At 65.2% G+C, this 16,020-nt stretch carries 17 protein-coding genes and 1 tRNA gene; 11 read left to right on the forward strand and 7 right to left on the reverse strand.

The annotated features are described in order from the left end of the window. On the forward strand, positions 1-983 hold a 983-nt coding region (locus AC1DSN_RS08415), incomplete at its 5' end, for an XVIPCD domain-containing protein (RefSeq protein WP_477330297.1). 145 nt (positions 984-1,128) lie between these two features. Here the strand turns inward: AC1DSN_RS08415 and AC1DSN_RS08420 are convergent. After that, a complete protein-coding gene (locus tag AC1DSN_RS08420; protein ID WP_477294951.1) occupies positions 1,129-1,686 on the reverse strand; it encodes a hypothetical protein in 558 nt (185 codons plus the stop codon). 303 nt (positions 1,687-1,989) lie between these two features. Continuing rightward, positions 1,990-2,063 (reverse strand) — tRNA-Gly (locus tag AC1DSN_RS08425). Between the two features lie 135 nt (positions 2,064-2,198). On the opposite strand from AC1DSN_RS08425, the gene AC1DSN_RS08430 reads away from it, so the two are divergent. The 6 genes from AC1DSN_RS08430 (at position 2,199) to AC1DSN_RS08455 (ending at position 8,520) form a co-directional block, all read left to right on the forward strand. After that, entirely contained in the window at positions 2,199-2,957 is a 759-nt protein-coding gene (locus AC1DSN_RS08430; protein ID WP_477294953.1) for a hypothetical protein, read from the forward strand. A 45-nt stretch (positions 2,958-3,002) separates the two neighbouring features. Further along, positions 3,003-3,203 (forward strand): sulfur carrier protein ThiS, encoded by a 201-nt coding sequence (gene thiS / locus AC1DSN_RS08435; RefSeq protein ID WP_477294955.1) that lies wholly within the window; start codon positions 3,003-3,005, stop codon positions 3,201-3,203. Positions 3,204-3,230: 27 nt separating this feature from the next. Beyond that, on the forward strand, positions 3,231-4,031 hold the full coding sequence (locus AC1DSN_RS08440) for a thiazole synthase (protein WP_477294957.1): 801 nt from the start codon (positions 3,231-3,233) through the stop codon (positions 4,029-4,031). A gap of 1 nt (position 4,032) precedes the next feature. Next, entirely contained in the window at positions 4,033-4,758 is a 726-nt protein-coding gene (gene trmB, locus AC1DSN_RS08445) for a tRNA (guanosine(46)-N7)-methyltransferase TrmB (protein ID WP_477294959.1), read from the forward strand. 47 nt (positions 4,759-4,805) lie between these two features. After that, positions 4,806-6,539 (forward strand): ubiquinone-dependent pyruvate dehydrogenase, encoded by a 1,734-nt coding sequence (gene poxB, locus AC1DSN_RS08450; RefSeq protein WP_477294961.1) that lies wholly within the window; start codon positions 4,806-4,808, stop codon positions 6,537-6,539. A gap of 163 nt (positions 6,540-6,702) precedes the next feature. Continuing rightward, positions 6,703-8,520 carry an SLC13 family permease gene (locus tag AC1DSN_RS08455; RefSeq protein WP_063571199.1) on the forward strand — a complete coding sequence of 606 codons (1,818 nt, stop codon included), beginning with the start codon at positions 6,703-6,705 and terminating at the stop codon, positions 8,518-8,520. Between the two features lie 39 nt (positions 8,521-8,559). On the opposite strand, the gene AC1DSN_RS08460 is transcribed toward AC1DSN_RS08455, so the two are convergent. Beyond that, entirely contained in the window at positions 8,560-8,901 is a 342-nt protein-coding gene (locus AC1DSN_RS08460) for a Rieske (2Fe-2S) protein (protein ID WP_477294963.1), read from the reverse strand. A 79-nt stretch (positions 8,902-8,980) separates the two neighbouring features. On the opposite strand from AC1DSN_RS08460, the gene AC1DSN_RS08465 reads away from it, so the two are divergent. From AC1DSN_RS08465 to AC1DSN_RS08480, 4 genes are all read left to right on the forward strand, one after another. Next, on the forward strand, positions 8,981-9,268 hold the full coding sequence (locus tag AC1DSN_RS08465) for a hypothetical protein (protein WP_063574385.1): 288 nt from the start codon (positions 8,981-8,983) through the stop codon (positions 9,266-9,268). Positions 9,269-9,341: 73 nt separating this feature from the next. After that, entirely contained in the window at positions 9,342-10,220 is an 879-nt protein-coding gene (locus AC1DSN_RS08470) for a methylated-DNA--[protein]-cysteine S-methyltransferase (protein ID WP_477294965.1), read from the forward strand. 68 nt (positions 10,221-10,288) lie between these two features. Beyond that, on the forward strand, positions 10,289-11,197 hold the full coding sequence (gene yedA / locus AC1DSN_RS08475) for a drug/metabolite exporter YedA (protein ID WP_063572923.1): 909 nt from the start codon (positions 10,289-10,291) through the stop codon (positions 11,195-11,197). A gap of 120 nt (positions 11,198-11,317) precedes the next feature. Then, positions 11,318-11,587 (forward strand): hypothetical protein, encoded by a 270-nt coding sequence (locus AC1DSN_RS08480; RefSeq protein WP_477294967.1) that lies wholly within the window; start codon positions 11,318-11,320, stop codon positions 11,585-11,587. Between the two features lie 21 nt (positions 11,588-11,608). Here AC1DSN_RS08480 and AC1DSN_RS08485 read toward each other — a convergent pair whose 3' ends face one another. The 4 genes from AC1DSN_RS08485 to AC1DSN_RS08500 all read right to left on the reverse strand — a co-directional run. Beyond that, complete coding sequence (locus tag AC1DSN_RS08485) at positions 11,609-12,931, reverse strand: ABC transporter permease (protein ID WP_477294969.1); 1,323 nt, start codon at positions 12,929-12,931, stop codon at positions 11,609-11,611. Positions 12,932-12,941: 10 nt separating this feature from the next. Then, complete coding sequence (locus AC1DSN_RS08490; protein ID WP_063572926.1) at positions 12,942-14,108, reverse strand: ABC transporter permease; 1,167 nt, start codon at positions 14,106-14,108, stop codon at positions 12,942-12,944. Positions 14,109-14,123: 15 nt separating this feature from the next. After that, complete coding sequence (locus AC1DSN_RS08495) at positions 14,124-14,810, reverse strand: ABC transporter ATP-binding protein (RefSeq protein WP_477330299.1); 687 nt, start codon at positions 14,808-14,810, stop codon at positions 14,124-14,126. Positions 14,811-14,829: 19 nt separating this feature from the next. Beyond that, positions 14,830-16,020, reverse strand: a 1,191-nt coding sequence (locus AC1DSN_RS08500; protein WP_477330301.1) for an efflux RND transporter periplasmic adaptor subunit, incomplete at its 5' end; no start/stop codon positions are given.

Below are 16,020 nucleotides of genomic sequence, written 5' to 3' on the forward strand. Positions count from 1 at the left end.
CTGTCGACGAGCTTATCCGGGACTATTCGAAACCCGATTACAGTGGCCCGGTGCACTACGAGGCACAGGCCAACGACATCTACAAGGTCGCAGCTGCAGAAGGCCAGGACCTGCACGGCAAGAAGGTCAAGGACATGACAGCGGCCGAAACGAGTGCCCTGCTCGACGGCATCGCCCACTTTGAGTCATGGAAAGCCGGGACCGTCACGCCGACGCCCGTGATGACGGAAGAACAGGTGGCTGCCCTGAAGGCCTCTCATCCGGCCAACCACGCCGCGCCCGCTCAAGCGTCGTCAGGCCACGCCCACCCCGGTGTCTTGCGGGAAAAAGACCGTGGCGCCGCCGTCGGTACGCTCCAGACGGACCTCGCCGCCCTCGGCATCACGGCGCGAGACGGCAGCACCATCCATCCGGACAAGCACTTCGGGCCACACACCAAAGAAGCCGTGGAAGCCTTCCAGACAGCGCACGGGTTGAAACCGGACGGGGTGGCAGGACCGGCGACGATGGCCGCCATCGGTGAGGCGAAGGGCCACCTGCAGGCGACCTCCCAACAAAATGTCCCCACCCTGCTCGATGCCCGCCATCCGGCCCACGGGATTTACGAGCAAGCCCACACCTGTGTGGCAAGAATTGACCAGGAGCAGGGCCGCGCGCCGGGACCGCACACGCAAAACTTCGCGGGCTCCCTGACTTCGGCTGCTACAGCTGCCGGCTTCAACCGCATTGACCATGTCGCGTTGTCGGACGACGCCAACCGTGGCTATGCCATCCAGGGCGAGCTCAACTCCCCCTTCAAGAAGTTCGTGGAAGTCGACGTCATGCAGGCGGTCCAGACACCACTGGCCCAAAGCAGCCAGGAATCATTGGCGCATGTGCAAAACAGCGCCCAGCAGCGAGAGCAGGCACAGACCCAGCAGCAGGTCCCGCAGCAGGTGGCGCCGGACGTCCAGCAAGCGGCCGGACCTTCGATGACAAGGTGAGAAGACGGGCGGGGCCCTGCCCCGCTCTTTTCGGTGGTTTGACCGATGCAATTGCCGCGTTGACACCTTTGGGTCTTCAGGGCTGACAACATCGCGTCTGGTTCCCGCTTCCCTGTCATCTGGACGTCTGTTCAACAGTAACGCGCTATTCGACCCGTAGTTTTCTCGTCCAGGCGGGTGCGTGGCCGGCGTCCTCAAACCCTTCAATGGTGACTTTCCCGGCACGGAAAAACTGGATGTCGAGGTCAGCCTCGCCAGGCCCCGCGCTGTACCACTGCGTGTGGGTGGGGAAGTCGTAGGGGTCATACCGCCACCCTGCACTGTTAGAAACGCTCATGCCCCATCCGCCCGGCTGGGCGTTGTCTCCGAGGAACTGACCCCGCACGCGGACCCGCAGTTTTTTGCCCGCCGGAATCCTTGCCGCGAAGGCATAGGTCTTGCTGCCAAACACCGCGATGGTTTCCGGCGCAAGAACGTTCCGGCCAGCACCGCCGGTAGTCGGGTACTCGAACGACTGCGGCAAAGCAGCCGACGCAACATGGTCATTGCCTGCCGTCTTCGGCTCCCGACCTTTCTCAAACTTGCCAACCCAGCGCCCGAACGCGAATCCGGCGACGAGGCAGATGGCAGCCACACTGATGAATGGCCACGGGTTGGCTACAACCAGCGGCCAGTTGTCTTTGAGGAATGCAATCGGGTCCATGTTGTCCCTTCCTTCAATGCAACCGCATCAATACATCCCGGAGGGACCGGCTGCCAGATTTTTCCAGCAGAGCCCCCGGGCGTGGTCACCTTTGACCATCTTCAGAGGGCGGACGAGGAAGCGGGAGCCGACGACGCCAAGCAGGTCAGCAGGCACACGGAAGCGGACGTAGAGTCCGGCGGGGCGATGGAGAAAGAGGGGCTTTGGCATGAGGCGATACCCAAAACGATACCTATTCGAAGGCCGTTTCCGGGTATCGCTAATTGCCTGCAACCGTTGCGCCCCAAGGGCTACAGCAGGTTATGGAGCGGGTGAAGGGAATCGAACCCTCGTCAGTAGCTTGGGAAGCTACAGCTCTACCATTGAGCTACACCCGCGTCGTCAGGGGATGGTAATACGTCAGCGCGGTGAGGGGAAAGGTGGCGCCCGGCTGAACGCTCCGGGGAGGCGCCCCGCCGGCCCTCGGCGGCAAGCGCATAATCGTGCCAGGGAATTCTTACGAGGTCCGGGCCATGCGTCGATTGCTCTCGCTTTCCATCACCGCAGCGCTGGCTTTGGGCGCGGCCGGTGCGACCTCGGCCCAGTCCCGAACGGTGTCCACCGCCGATATGCCCAAGCCCGGTGTCAGCTATATCTCCGGCCCCTCGACGCCGGAGCGCCGGGAAACCGTGAGCACCGGGACCCTGCCCCAGCCCGCCCGGCTTTATGTGAACGGCCAGGTTTCGGGTGGTGGCTATGACAGCCAGGGCGGGGCCTATGGCAACGGCGGCTATGACAACCAGACCGCCAACACCAACGGTGGTGGCTATTATTCGGGCGGCTACGGCAACTACCCCGGAAATGGCAATTACCCTGGCAACGGCGGCGGCAACGGATACGGCCACGGTCATGACCACGACCACGGCGGCTATCCCGGCAACGGCGGCTACCCAGGGAATGGCGGCTACCCCGGCAATGGTGGCGGCCACGGCGGCAACGGCTACCAGCCGCCCGGCAACTCGAGTTCCGTCGTCTTGAAGCCCAAGCCGCCGACCGGCAAGCCGATGGTCAAGGTCGCTCCGCCACCCAGGCAGGACCGCGACTCGAACCGCAACGGCAACAACGGCTGGAATGCCTATCCCCAGCCGATTCCCGTCAACACCGGCGTGAACGCCAATCGCCCCTCCCAGCCCGGAACCGGCATGGGCACCGGCAACCAACCCGGCACGGGCATACCCCTCCGCAGCGGTGGTAACAACGGCGGCGGCTACGGTTACGGGCACGGCCGCTGAGACCTCCTGTTCGCGGCGGCTACGGCCGCCCGTTACAATCGGCGGATGCATATCACCCTCAATGGCGATGCGCGTGATTGCGCGCCTGGCACAACCGTGTCGTCCCTGCTCGATGCCGCCGGCTATGCCGGTAAGCGCGTGGCCGTGGAAGTGAACCTCGAGATCGTGCCGCGCAGCGAGCACGCTGCCCACCTGCTCGCCGACGGCGACCGGGTCGAGATCGTCCATGCCATTGGCGGCGGCTGAGCCGCGCCCACCGACGGAAGACCCCGCATGAACCACTACTCCCCCGCTGGCGACGACCTGCTCACTGTTGCCGGACGCACGTTCTACTCGCGCCTGCTCACGGGCACAGGCAAGTACAAGGATTTCGACGAGACCCGTCGGGCGACGGAAGCCGCTGGCGCGCAGATCGTCACCCTTGCCATCCGCCGGGTGAACATCGGCCAGGACGCGAGCCAGCCCAACCTGCTCGACGCGCTGCCGCCGGATCGCTTCACCCTGCTGCCGAACACCGCCGGCTGCTACACCGCCGACGACGCCGTCCGCACCTGCCGACTCGCCCGCGAACTTCTGGACGGCCACAATCTGGTCAAGCTCGAAGTGCTCGGCGACGAGCGCACGCTTTACCCCGACGTGGTGCAGACACTGGTCGCCGCCGAAAAGCTGGTCGCGGATGGCTTCGATGTCATGGTCTACACCTCGGACGATCCGATCCTCGCGCGCCGCCTCGAAGCCATCGGCTGCGCGGCGATCATGCCGCTGGCTGCGCCGATCGGCTCGGGGCTTGGCATCCAGAACCGCTACAACCTGCTCGAGATCATCGAGAACGCCAAGGTGCCGGTCATCGTGGATGCCGGCGTCGGTACCGCGTCGGACGCCGCCATCGCGATGGAACTGGGTTGCGACGGCGTGCTGATGAACACGGCGATCGCCGGCGCGAAAAATCCGGTGCTGATGGCGCATGCCATGAAGCTTGCCGTGGAAGCCGGTCGCGCCGCGTTCCGCGCGGGCCGCATTCCACGCAAGCGCTTCGCCTCGGCGTCGAGCCCCATCGACGGACTGGTCGGCTGACATGACGCACGACGACGACACCACGGGCGACGCGCCCTACCTCCGCCGTATTCGCAGCTTCGTGCTGCGCGAAGGCCGGATGACGACGGCGCAGCAACGCGCCTTCGACGATCACTGGTCCCGTTTCGGCCTCGACTACCACGCAAGCGAACGCGATCTCGGCGCGACGTTCGGCCGCGAGGCGCCGCGTGTGCTTGAAATCGGCTTCGGCAACGGGGAGGCGCTCGCCTGGGCCAGTGAGCATGATCTGGCTCGCGACTATATCGGCGTGGAAGTGCACAGCCCGGGTGTCGGCCGCCTGATGAACGCGCTCGCCGCCCGCGAGGCAAGCAACGTGCGCGTCTACAAGCACGATGCCGTCGAGGTCCTCGAGCACGAGATCCCCGCGGGCAGCCTGTCCGAAGTCCGCATCTGGTTTCCCGATCCCTGGCACAAGAAGCGCCATAACAAGCGCCGGCTGGTCCAGCCGGCCTTCGTCCAGCTGTTGGCCTCACGCATGGCCCCGGGCGGCCTGCTCCACCTGGCCACCGACTGGGAGGCGTATGCGGAACACATGCGCGAGACGATGGAAGCCGCCGAAGGCTGGCATAACCGCGTCGGCCCGGGCGTGAGCGCCGAGCGCCCCGCGTGGCGCATCGAGACCCACTTCGAGCGTCGCGGCACGCGGCTCGGCCATGGCGTCTGGGATTATTTGTACGAATGGCGCGGTTTGACCACGACACCTTGACCGGTTAGCTGGCATAAGGGGGGCTTCGTGCTTACGGAGTCCACCCGATGTCCATTTCAAGCGTCGCCGATCTGATTGCGGAAACCCTCGAAGAAGCCGGCGTCCGCCGCATTTACGGCCTGGTCGGCGACAGCCTCAACGCCATTACCGATTCCCTGCGCGAACGCAACCGCATCGATTGGGTGCATGTGCGCAATGAAGAGGCCGCCGCGTTTGCTGCCGGTGGCGAATCCCAGTTGACCGGCGAACTCGCGGTCTGCGCCGGCAGCTGCGGCCCTGGCAACCTGCACCTGATCAACGGCTTGTTCGACTGCAACCGCTCGCGCACTCCCGTGCTGGCTATCGCCGCACATATTCCGAGCGCCGAGATCGGTAGCGGCTATTTCCAGGAAACCCATCCGACCGAGCTGTTTCGGGAATGCAGCGTGTACTGCGAGATGGTGTCCGATCCCGCGCAGATGCCCCATGTGCTCGACTCGGCCATCCGCGCCGCGGTGGGCCAGCGTGGCGTGGCCGTGGTGGTGATTCCCGGCGACGTGGCGATGCGCAAGGCACTCGTGAAGGCGGTCACGCCAGCCGCTGGGCTGTTACCGCCCAAGCCCAAGGTGATTCCGGCCGAGCGCGAACTCGATGCCCTCGCCGCCCTGCTCAACGCAGGCAAGCGCATCACCCTGCTTTGTGGCCGCGGCACCGCGGGCGCCCACGACGACCTGATCGCCCTGGCCGATGCCCTGAAGTCGCCGATCGTGCATGCGCTCGGCGGCAAGGAATACGTCGAGTACGACAACCCGTTCGACGTCGGCATGACGGGCCTGATCGGTTTCAGCTCCGGCTACTACGCGATGGAAGACTGCGACACTCTCCTCATGCTTGGCACCGACTTCCCGTACCGGCAGTTCTATCCGGAGGACGCAAAGATTGCCCAGGTGGATCTGCGCCCCGGCAATATCGGTCGGCGATGCCGCGTCGACCTCGGCGTCGTCGGCGACGTGGCCGAAACGATCCGCGCCCTGCTTCCCCGCATCGAACCCAAGCGCGTGAGCGGGCATCTCGATCGCTGCCTCGCGCATTACACACGCGCTCGCCAGGATCTGGACGAACTCGCCGTGATCGAACCCGGCCACGACCTGATCCATCCGCAACAGCTCACGCGCCTGGTCAGCGAGCTGGCGGAAGAGGACGCGATCTTCACTGTGGACGTCGGCACGCCCACCGTGTGGGCCGCGCGCTACCTGCGCATGAACGGCAAGCGCCGTCTGCTGGGGTCCTTCGTGCACGGCTCGATGGCCAACGCCATGCCTCAGGCCATCGGCGCACAGGCGTCGCATCCGGATCGCCAGGTCGTCTCGCTCTCAGGCGACGGCGGCTTCACCATGCTGATGGGTGACTTCATCACCCTCGCCCAGCAAGGCCTCCCGGTGAAGGTGATCGTGCTCAATAACGGCACCCTGGGCTTCGTCGAGCTGGAAATGAAGGCCGCCGGACTATTGGAAACCGGCGTGGAACTGAAGAACCCGGATTTCGCCGCCATGGCGAATGCGATGGGCATCCACGGCCGTCGCGTCACCCGCGCCAGTGATCTGCCCTCGGCCGTCGCCGAGGTGCTTTCGCACGACGGCCCTGCCCTTCTTGACGTGGTCAGCAATCGCCTCGAACTGTCCATGCCACCGAAAATCAGCGGCGAGCAGGTGAAGGGTTTCAGCCTGTATGCGTTGAAGGCTGTAATGAGCGGACGCGGTGATTCGATCATCGACCTGGCCCTGAGCAACCTGAGTCGTTGAGGACCCGAAAAGCGGGCCGTATCACGGCCCGCTTCAGCCGGGAGCCACCCCCAACGCGTATACTCCTGCGGCATCAATCGCCGCCTGGCAAGACCATGCCACCGCACGTCCCAACCGACCGGATCCGGATAGCCGGCTAGTGGCTCTTACCCTCACTCCCGAAATGATGCTTGTGCTGGGCCTGGTGGGCTTCACCATGCTCATGCTCGTTCTGGAGTGGATCCGGGCCGATATGGTGGCCCTGCTCGTCGTGGTCACGATCGGCCTGACCGGCCTGATTCCCGGCGACCAGGTGTTCAACGGCTTCGCCGGTAACGCCGTCATCGCGATCATCGCGATCATGATCATGGGCGCGGGCCTCGACCGCGCCGGCGTGCTCAACCTCACCGCGGCCTTCGTCATGCGCATGGCACGCGGGGTGGAGTCGCGACTGGGGGTGGTGGTGAACAGCGTCACCAGCCTGTTCAGCGCGGTCATTCCCAGCCAGGCGCTGGCGGCACTGATGATTCCCGTGACCAGCCGCCTGTCCGCCCGTACGGGCGTGCCGATGTCGCGCCTGCTGTTGCCCATGGCGTTCTGCATCCTCACCGCCACCAACACCACGCTGATCGCCAACTCGCCACTGATCGTCCTCAACGACCTGATCGCCAGCGCGAACAGCAACCTGCCTCCGGGCGCGCACACCATCCCGAAGTTCGGCCTGTTCAGCGTGACCCCGGTGGGTCTGGTACTGGCCGTGGTTGGCGTGCTGTTCTTTTACCTGTTCACCCGCAAGCTCCTGCCCGAGCGCGAAGACGATCGCCTCAAGGTGACACCTGGCCGCACGGAGAGCTACTTCGCCGATACTTATGGCATCGTCGGTGAAACCGCCGAACTCACCGTCACGGCGGAGAGTCCGCTGGTCGGCATGAGCATCGGCGAAGTGGAGCAGTTGCACGGAGCTCCGCTCATCCTGGCCATCAAGAACGGCAACGAGAGCCGTGTCGCGCCACCGTCCGATCAGATGATCTGGGTCGGTACGGTGCTCGGCGTACTGGCCCCTCGCGACGCCATCAATGCGTTCGCGAACAACCAGTTATGCCGCGTATCCATGCGCATGCGCCAGCTCGGCGAGCAATTCAACACCACGCGCGCCGGTATTTCCGAGGCGGTGGTACCGCCGAGCTCGCGCTTCATCAAGCAAACCGTCGGCGAACTGCGCCTGCGCAAGCGCTTCGGTATTTCCGTGCTTGCGGTGAATCGCGGCGACGAAGTCTTCCGCGAGGACGTCCGCTCGGTAAGCCTGCGCGCCGGCGACACGCTGGTGCTGCACAGCAAGTGGCGCGACCTGATACTGGCCGAGGAAGACCGCGACTTCGTGGTGGTCACGGACGTGCCCAAGGAAGAGGCGCGTCCCGGCAAGATCTGGCAAGCCGTCTTCTTCTTCGTGCTGGCGAAGTGCCTGGCACTGTTCACCCACCTCGACCTGTCCGTGGCAATGATGACCGGTGCCGTCGGCATGCTTCTCACCGGCGTGCTGAACATGGACGAGGCCTATAAGGCCATCAACTGGAAGACCATCTTCGTCACGGCCTGCCTGATTCCGCTGGGCTGGTCGATGGATTCCACCGGCACCGCCTCGTGGATCGCCCAGGAAGTCCTGGCCGTGCTCGGCCATGCGCCGCAGTGGACCCTGCAGCTGTCCATCGCCGTACTCACCCTGATGTTCTCGCAGGTCATGTCGAACGTGGGCGCGACCGTGATGATGGTGCCGATCGCCATCAGCGTGGCGGTGAGCACCGGGGGTAACCCCTCGGCTTACGCGCTCATCGTGGCCGTATCCTCGTCGAATACGTTCCTGCTGCCTTCCGGCCATCCGGCACTCATGATGGTGGCCGGCCCGGGCGGTTACCGCGCCCGGGATTTCCTGCGCGTCGGCCTGCCCCTGACGATCATCGTGCTGACCCTGACCCTGGTCACGATCAACTTCATGTATCGCTAAGGGCAGCCGCTAGKGGCAGCCGCTGAGCCGCGRAATTTCTCAGGTCAGCCGCACCGCGCCATCGAGCACCGTCACCGGTACCGCACGCAGGCGATCGCCCCGGCAGGGTCCCGCAGTGCAGTCGCCGGTGTCGGCCGTGAAGGTGGCGCCGTGCGCCGCGCAGATGATCGTCCCGTTGCGCACGAGGAACCGGCCCGGCGCGTAATCGAGCCGCCGGCCCGCGTGCGGACAGACGTTGAAATAGGCGCGAGCCTCATCGCCATGCCGGTAGACCATGAGCGACTCCACCTCGCTGTTGACGACGGCGTCGACCTCGATGGCGTTGCCGTCGGGAATGTCCGCCAGGAGGCAGAGGGGAGGGGTATCGGCGTTAGGAGTCATGGCACTTGTCTGTGGGGGTGGGTTGCCCCAAGGTAAAGGGGAACCACGCATGTCATTGTGCCATACGGATTTTTAACCAATGCGCTTCGTCTTCCCGCCCGTTCGCCGCTCGCGAAATCCGCTCGCCCGCGCCTTGTCCGTCGTGGCCGGTCTGGCCGTGCTCGGCGTCCTGTTGGTGTTCGGCGTGGTCGTCATCGGCGTCCTGCTGGCCGGTGGCCTGGTGTTCCTGGCCGTGCGCCAGTGGAAGCTTGCCCGCGGTGGCCGTCCCGCGGCAGCCCAGCCGTCAGTCACGCGCCCCACCGACGATCCCAAGGTCCTCGAGGGCGAGTTCGTGGTGATCCACCAGCGCGATCCGGTCCACCACTAAAACCGCGCGCAAGAAGCGGATGGTGACGGGGCTTCGCCCCGCCTACGCTGGTCTCCAACGAGTGGAGACCACGATGAAAACCCAGGTCCAGTTCATGCACAGCGCCACCGACGATGCTCTCGAACGTGCCCGCGCCACGCTCGACAGCGAGGACGGCGCCAGCGACCTCGCCACGCTTGCGGCCGTCGCAGGGCTCAGCCCCACCCATCTGCAACGCGCCTTCCGTCGCCGTTACGGGGTAAGTCCGGCCGAGTACGCCCGCGCGCGCCGTTTTGGCCAGCTCCGCGAGGCGCTTCGTGACGGTGCCGCGGTCACCGACGCCGTCTATGAGGCCGGTTTCGGCTCCGGCAGCCGCGTGTATGAGGAAAGCGACCGCCGGCTCGGCATGACGCCAGCCAGCTACCGTGCAGGCGGCGCGGGCGCCTCGATCCGCTACACCACCACCGGTACGTCACTCGGCCGCCTGCTGGTCGCCACGACGGCGAAAGGCATCTGCTCGGTCACGCTCGGCGATGACGATACCGCCCTGGAAACGCGGCTCGCGGATGAATTTCCCCTCGCGGAACGCGAGCGCGTGGACGAAGGTCGCGACGAATGGCTCGACGCCGTGATCGCTCGCGTCGCCCGCGATCTCGGTTGGGATGACGGCGACACGCCGGCGATGCCGCCCATCGATGTGGCCGCGACCGCATTCCAGTGGCGCGTCTGGGATGCGCTGACGCGGATACCGCGCGGCGAAACCCTGAGCTACGGCGAGCTCGCCGCCAAACTTGGCGTACCCAAGGCCGCGCGAGCCATCGGTCGCGCCTGCGGCAGCAACAAGCTCGCCCTGCTGGTCCCCTGCCACCGGATCATCCGCGAAGACGGCAGCCTCGGCGGCTGGCGATGGGGCATGGAAATCAAACGGCAACTGCTGGCCACGGAGCGTGCCATGAGCGCCGCTCAAGGCTGACCTTCGAACGTTTCGCTACCGCCGCACCCGCGGCGACGATATCGTTCCGGATTCACCCTGGATCGCCCATGTCCGACGCCGCCTGTACCGCGCAAGAAGCTCCCGCCGCCGCCAGCCCCCGCTGGCTGGTGCCGCTGTCATTGCTGTCGATGTACCTGATCTGGGGCTCGACTTATCTCGGCATTCGCTATGCGCTGGTGAGCTATCCCCCCTTCATGCTCGCGGCGATCCGCTTCGCCATTGCCGGTGTGGTGCTGTTCGCCGTGCTGCGCCTGCGTGGTGTCACGTTGCCGACGGCCCGCCAGTGGAAGAACGCAGCCATCGTCGGCACCTTGCTCCTCGCTGGTGGGAACGGACTGGTCTGTTTCGCCGAGCAATCGGTGAGTTCGGGTATCGCCGCGGTCGCGGTGGCGAGCATGCCGCTGTTCGCGGCGGTGTTCGGCGGCCTTTATCGCGAATGGCCCACCCGTGGAGAAACGATCGGCCTGATGCTGGGTTTCGTCGGCGTCGTCGTGCTCAATCTCGGCGCCGGGTTGTCCGGGTCACCGCTCGGTGCGATCGCACTGATCTGTGCCGCCATGGCGTGGGCCTTCGGCTCGGTGTGGTCCAAGCGCCAGGACATGCCGTCGGGGCCGATGAACACCGCGGCGCAGATGCTCTGTGCAAGCGTTTCGCTTTCGATCATCGCCCTGCTTCATGGCGAGCGTTTCCCCGCTCATCCGCAGGTCGGCGCCACGGTCGCCCTGGGCTACCTCATCGTGTTCGGCTCCATCGTCGCCTTCAGCGCCTACCTCTACGTGCTGAAAACAGTGCGCCCGGCGCTGGCCACGAGCTACGCCTACGTCAACCCACCGGTGGCTGTGCTGTTCGGCGTCGCCGTGGCCGGCGAACATGTCGGTCCCTTCGATCTGGCCGGCATGGCCATCATCCTGGTGGGCGTCGGCATTATCACAATGATGCGTACGCGCAAGGCCTGAAGGCCGCAGTTTGTGAAATCCGTCGCATAAATGGCCCATGTAGGGCACTTTTCAGAATTATTCGATGTTTGTCCGCGATAGCGACACCTAGGCTCGGGTTCTCAGTCGCAGGAGCGCCCGATGTCCCGTCTTACCCCGAAATCGTCGCGGTGTTCGCGGCGCGTGTACCTGTGCTGCGCACGCGGCGGCACCCTCTTCGGCATCGCCATCCTCGCCGTGGCCTCGTGCCAGACCTTTAGGGAGGGGCCAGCGACGGGCGCCTCCTCGCCCGTCGCGGATTACCTGGAGTACGACGCCTGCCTCGACCGCGGCGGTCGATGGCTGATGCATGCACACGCCTGCATCGAGCAAAGCGAGGCGGGCCTGCACGAACGAAGCGAAGTCTTTTAGGGCTTCGCGCAGGGGTTCGCCTCAGAGTTCGCGCAGTGCCGTGGTGACCGGCACGCGCGCGGCACGCAGTGCCGGGAACAGCCCGCCGATGAACCCGATGGCGAGCGCCCACTTGATGCCCGTCCACAGCAGTTCTCCGCTGACATGGAAGCGGAACACCACCTGGCTGAAGTTGGCGCCAAGCGTCGACGTGGTATAGCCGTTGAAGACGAGCCACACCACGCCCGCCCCGATGAGTCCACCGAGAAGGGCGAGCATCATCGTTTCGAGCATGACCGAGACCACGACGGGGACCCCGCGAAAGCCGATGGCACGCAACGTGGCGATCTCGCGGGCCCGTGCCTGGATCGCGGCGAACATCGTATTGAGCGCCCCGAAGATCGCACCGATGGCCATGATGACGCCCACCGTAATGCCCACCGCGCGCAGCACCTTGGTCAGGCCTTCGGATTGCTTGCTGAAGTAATCCTGTGTCGTGCTGACGTCCACCTTGAGCCGCGGATCGGCGACGAGGTTGGCCTTGAAGGTGTCGAAGGCGGCGGGCGAGTCCAGCATGACCGTGACCGACTGCACGCTGCTGCCGCGCCGATAGGCAGAGGCCACGCTTTGCGTATCGGCCCACAGCTCAGACTCGAGGGCGTCGTGGGATTCGAACACACCGACCACCGTCCAGGTCTGCCCGACAAGGCGGAGGGTTTTGCCGACATCGATACCGTCGAACTGCGCTTTCGCCCCTTTGCCAACGATGATCTCACCCAGGCCGGGTCGGAACTTCCGACCTTCGACGATCTTCACCTGGTCCCTGAGCGTCCAGACATCGTCACTCACGCCACGAATCGGCACGTTGGAATCGCTGTTCGGGTCGCCCTTGCGCGGCAGGTTGGCGACGACCACGAGTTCGCCCGACGCGATCGGCTTGCCTTGCGCATCCTTTTTTACGCCCGGCGCCTGCATCACGACGTTGGCACTGTCGCGATCGAGGATGGAGTTGAGCTCCGCCTGCGATCCGCCGCGCAGCACGATGGCGGTGCGGTCGTTGCCGGTGGAGCGGAGTGTCTCGGCGAAGCCGTCGCTCATCGCGAGCATGGCCACGAGTACACCGACGACACCGGCAATCCCGACCACCACGACGGATGACGAACCCAGTCGCTGGGTCACGGTGGCGAGTCCCACACGGGTCACCTGCCAAGTCTGCCGGCCACGTCGGGTAAGCGCCATCCACAGCACGAGGATCACCGCCAGCGCCGCGATGCCTTGCCACGGCAGTGCGATCCACAGCGCGAGGAAAGCGGCGACGATCAGGAGCATCAACAGGCCGAAGCCGAGTTTCTTCATCGATTTCATGTCGTATTCCTCAGCGCCCGGCGAGCGCGTCGACGATGTTGAGACGCATCGCACGGATGGCAGGCAAGGCACCGACGAGCGCGCCGATCACCACCATCAACACGAGACCGAGGATCCACGTGGAAGCACCGATGGGCGGTAGGTTGAGCGCGCCGCCGCTCATCGTCGTGACGATAGGCACCACGACTCCGGCAGCCGCCAGTCCCAGCACGCCGCCCAGGACCAGCAGCAGCACACCTTCCGCAAGCACCATGCCGAGCACGCTCTGACTGGAGAAGCCGATGGTCTTCAGGACGGCGAGTTCGTTCGTGCGTTCGCGTACGGCCTGCGCCATGGTGTTTCCGGTCAGCAGGATAAGCGTGAAGAACACCGCGCCCATGATCGCCGAAACGATAAGTCCGATGTCGCCGAGTTGCTTGGCGAACGAGGCGTTGAAAGCCTGTTCCGTCTGCGTCTTGGTTTCATGGTCCGAATTGGCCGACAAGGCATCGATTGCCTTTGCCACGCTGTCCGCCTTGTCGGCGGAGGTGAGCTTCACCACGTACCAGCCCACCGTCGTACCGACGCTGTGGAACGCGTTGGCATCTTCGAAATACTTGTGATGAAAGAAGAATTGCTGGTCCGTGCCGTTGGCGGCGCCCTTGGCTGGCGTGTAGATGCCGACGATGTCGAACGGCCAGGTCTTGTCACCGTTACGCTGAGGGAAAATCGTCGACTGCAGGGGAATCTTGTCGCCTACCTTCCAGCCGAAACGTTTCGCCAACGCTTCGCCCACGACGGCACCTGTCCGCGTCGTCTCGAAAGCCTTGCGTTGATCCGCCGGCAATTCCATCTCGCGGTAGATGTCGAGGTAGTTGTCGCTGACGGCGAAACTGAGCACGAAGTTCTTCGGGTCCTGGTAAATGCCACCGAACCAGTTCGCATAGCCCACGGACTTCACTCCGGGGATGGCCTCCATGCGCGTCTGCAGGCTCGCCGGCAGGGACTGGATGATCGAGTAACGCGAGGTGGTGATCAGGCGATCCACACCGATTACGCTGTCACCTGAGTCGAAAGCCGCACGCGTGGCGTCGAGCATGCCGAACAGAAGGAAGGCGGCGAGGATCGAGACCAGGGTGAGGAACGTGCGGGACTTGCGCCGGAACAACGCTGCCCAGATGAGATGCATGTATTTCATGCCGGCATTCCTCGCTCAGGCCACGGCTTGCTCGACAAGGGAACCCTTGTCGAGATGCAGCGTGTGGTTGGCGTACTCGGCCGCCTTGGGATCGTGGGTCACCATGACAATGGTTTTTCCGTGCTCCCGATTGAGCTCACGCAGCAGCCCGAGGATGTCTTCGGCAGACTGGCGGTCCAGATMGCCTGTCGGCTCGTCGCAGACCAGCAGCGTGGGATCGGACACGATGGCGCGCGCGATCGCCACGCGCTGCTGCTGACCGCCGGAAAGCTCGGAGGGCTTGTGCGTGGCACGATCGGAAAGACCGACCAGCTGCAGTGCGATGGACGCGTTCTGCTTGCGCTGTGCCGCCGACAGCTTGGTCAACAGCAAGGGCAGTTCCACGTTGCGCTGGCCGGTAAGCATGGGCATGAGGTTGTAGAACTGAAAGACGAACCCGACGTGCGCGGCGCGCCACTTGGCCAGCGCGCCCGAGCCGAGCTGATCGATACGTTCGCCGGCGACCGTGATGCTGCCGCCGGTCGGCGTATCCAGCCCGCCGATCAGGTTCAACAGGGTGGTCTTGCCCGAGCCCGATGGTCCCATCAGCGCGAGGAAATCACCCTCCTCGATCTTCAGGTTCACACCGTGCAGCACCTCGACCTTCTGCCGGCCGCGCTCATAGACCTTCGAGAGATCCTGGATGTCGATCAGGGTAGCCATCGTTATGTCTCCGGACGCGTCAGGGTGAGGTTTTAGCGATGCTGACGGCGGTGCCGTCGGCGAGGGATTCGGGCGGTGCGACGACGACGGTTTCGCCCATGGTCACGCCGTCGGTAACCAGGCGCATGTCGCCGCTGGCCGGCTTCACGGAAGTCACGGGCCGGCGCTTCGCTGTGTTGTCGGCAATGACGAAAACGATGTCATGGCCATCGCGCTGCACGACGGCCGCGGCGGGAACGAAGACCCCCTTTGGCGCCACGGACTGGGCCGGTGCCCGACGCTCGAGGAAGGAAACACGCACGCCCATGTCGGGGACGATGCGGCCGTCCTTGTGCTCCAGCGCGACGCGTACCTTCACGGTGGCCTTGCCACGATCGGCGGCCGGCACGATGGCGATGACATGGGCGGGAATCTTCCAGTCGGGATAAGCGTCGAGGACGGCTTCCGCAGGCATGTCCGGCTGCACGCGGCCGATATAGGCCTCGTTGACGTCCACATCGATCTCAAGCGAATCCATGTCGACGATGGTGCCGACGCCGGTCCGCGTGAAACCACCGCCGGCCGAGAGGGGCGAGATGATCTCGCCGACCTGGGCCGCCTTGTCCGTGATCACCCCATCGAACGGGGCGCGAACCACGGTGTAGTCGAGGTTGACCTGCCCGACCTGGACCTGCGCATCGGCGGAGTCGGCCTGGCGCCGCGCCGTGTTGAGCTGCGCGCGAAAGGTGTTTGCCTGGGTGCGGGCCTGTTCCGATACCTGCTTGGATACCAGGCCGCGCCCGACGAGCGCCTCGGCGCGGTCGGCGTCGCGCAAGTCCTGGTCGAGCTGGGCCTGGGTCTGGGCCACGGTGGCATGGGCCGCCGCCGCGCTTGCCCGGGCAGCGTCCAGACTGGCGCGCAGGGCGTTGTCCTCGAGGCGGGCCAGCACCTGACCCTTCTTTACACGGTCGCCTTCTTCGATCAGCACTTCGGTCAGGGCGCCGGTGATCTGCGCGGAGACAGTTGCCTGGCGGCGAGCCGTCACGTACCCGGTGGCCTGGAGCACCGCCCCGGCCTCCGTATTGGCAGAGGGCGACACGGCCGTAGCGGTCTTTACCTCGACCGGGCGATGGGTGATGAAGGCCCATGCACCGGCACCGACCGCGAGCAGGACGGCGACCACCCCGACCGTGACCAGCGCGAGCCGGATTCCCTTGCCGCCACCCCCACC

It is taken from the genome of Luteibacter sp. P4_D7_3, assembly GCF_056401735.1.

What these genes read in the sequence shown, in the direction of transcription:
- AC1DSN_RS08420 (WP_477294951.1), bottom strand. Translation starts at nt 1,686, where the DNA reads ATGGACCCGATTGCATTCCTCAAAGACAACTGGCCGCTGGTTGTAGCC.
- AC1DSN_RS08430 (WP_477294953.1), top strand. Translation starts at nt 2,199, where the DNA reads ATGCGTCGATTGCTCTCGCTTTCCATCACCGCAGCGCTGGCTTTGGGC.
- thiS (WP_477294955.1), top strand. Translation starts at nt 3,003, where the DNA reads ATGCATATCACCCTCAATGGCGATGCGCGTGATTGCGCGCCTGGCACA.
- AC1DSN_RS08440 (WP_477294957.1), top strand. Translation starts at nt 3,231, where the DNA reads ATGAACCACTACTCCCCCGCTGGCGACGACCTGCTCACTGTTGCCGGA.
- trmB (WP_477294959.1), top strand. Translation starts at nt 4,033, where the DNA reads ATGACGCACGACGACGACACCACGGGCGACGCGCCCTACCTCCGCCGT.
- poxB (WP_477294961.1), top strand. Translation starts at nt 4,806, where the DNA reads ATGTCCATTTCAAGCGTCGCCGATCTGATTGCGGAAACCCTCGAAGAA.
- AC1DSN_RS08455 (WP_063571199.1), top strand. Translation starts at nt 6,703, where the DNA reads ATGATGCTTGTGCTGGGCCTGGTGGGCTTCACCATGCTCATGCTCGTT.
- AC1DSN_RS08460 (WP_477294963.1), bottom strand. Translation starts at nt 8,901, where the DNA reads ATGACTCCTAACGCCGATACCCCTCCCCTCTGCCTCCTGGCGGACATT.
- AC1DSN_RS08465 (WP_063574385.1), top strand. Translation starts at nt 8,981, where the DNA reads ATGCGCTTCGTCTTCCCGCCCGTTCGCCGCTCGCGAAATCCGCTCGCC.
- AC1DSN_RS08470 (WP_477294965.1), top strand. Translation starts at nt 9,342, where the DNA reads ATGAAAACCCAGGTCCAGTTCATGCACAGCGCCACCGACGATGCTCTC.
- yedA (WP_063572923.1), top strand. Translation starts at nt 10,289, where the DNA reads ATGTCCGACGCCGCCTGTACCGCGCAAGAAGCTCCCGCCGCCGCCAGC.
- AC1DSN_RS08480 (WP_477294967.1), top strand. Translation starts at nt 11,318, where the DNA reads ATGTCCCGTCTTACCCCGAAATCGTCGCGGTGTTCGCGGCGCGTGTAC.
- AC1DSN_RS08485 (WP_477294969.1), bottom strand. Translation starts at nt 12,931, where the DNA reads ATGAAATCGATGAAGAAACTCGGCTTCGGCCTGTTGATGCTCCTGATC.
- AC1DSN_RS08490 (WP_063572926.1), bottom strand. Translation starts at nt 14,108, where the DNA reads ATGAAATACATGCATCTCATCTGGGCAGCGTTGTTCCGGCGCAAGTCC.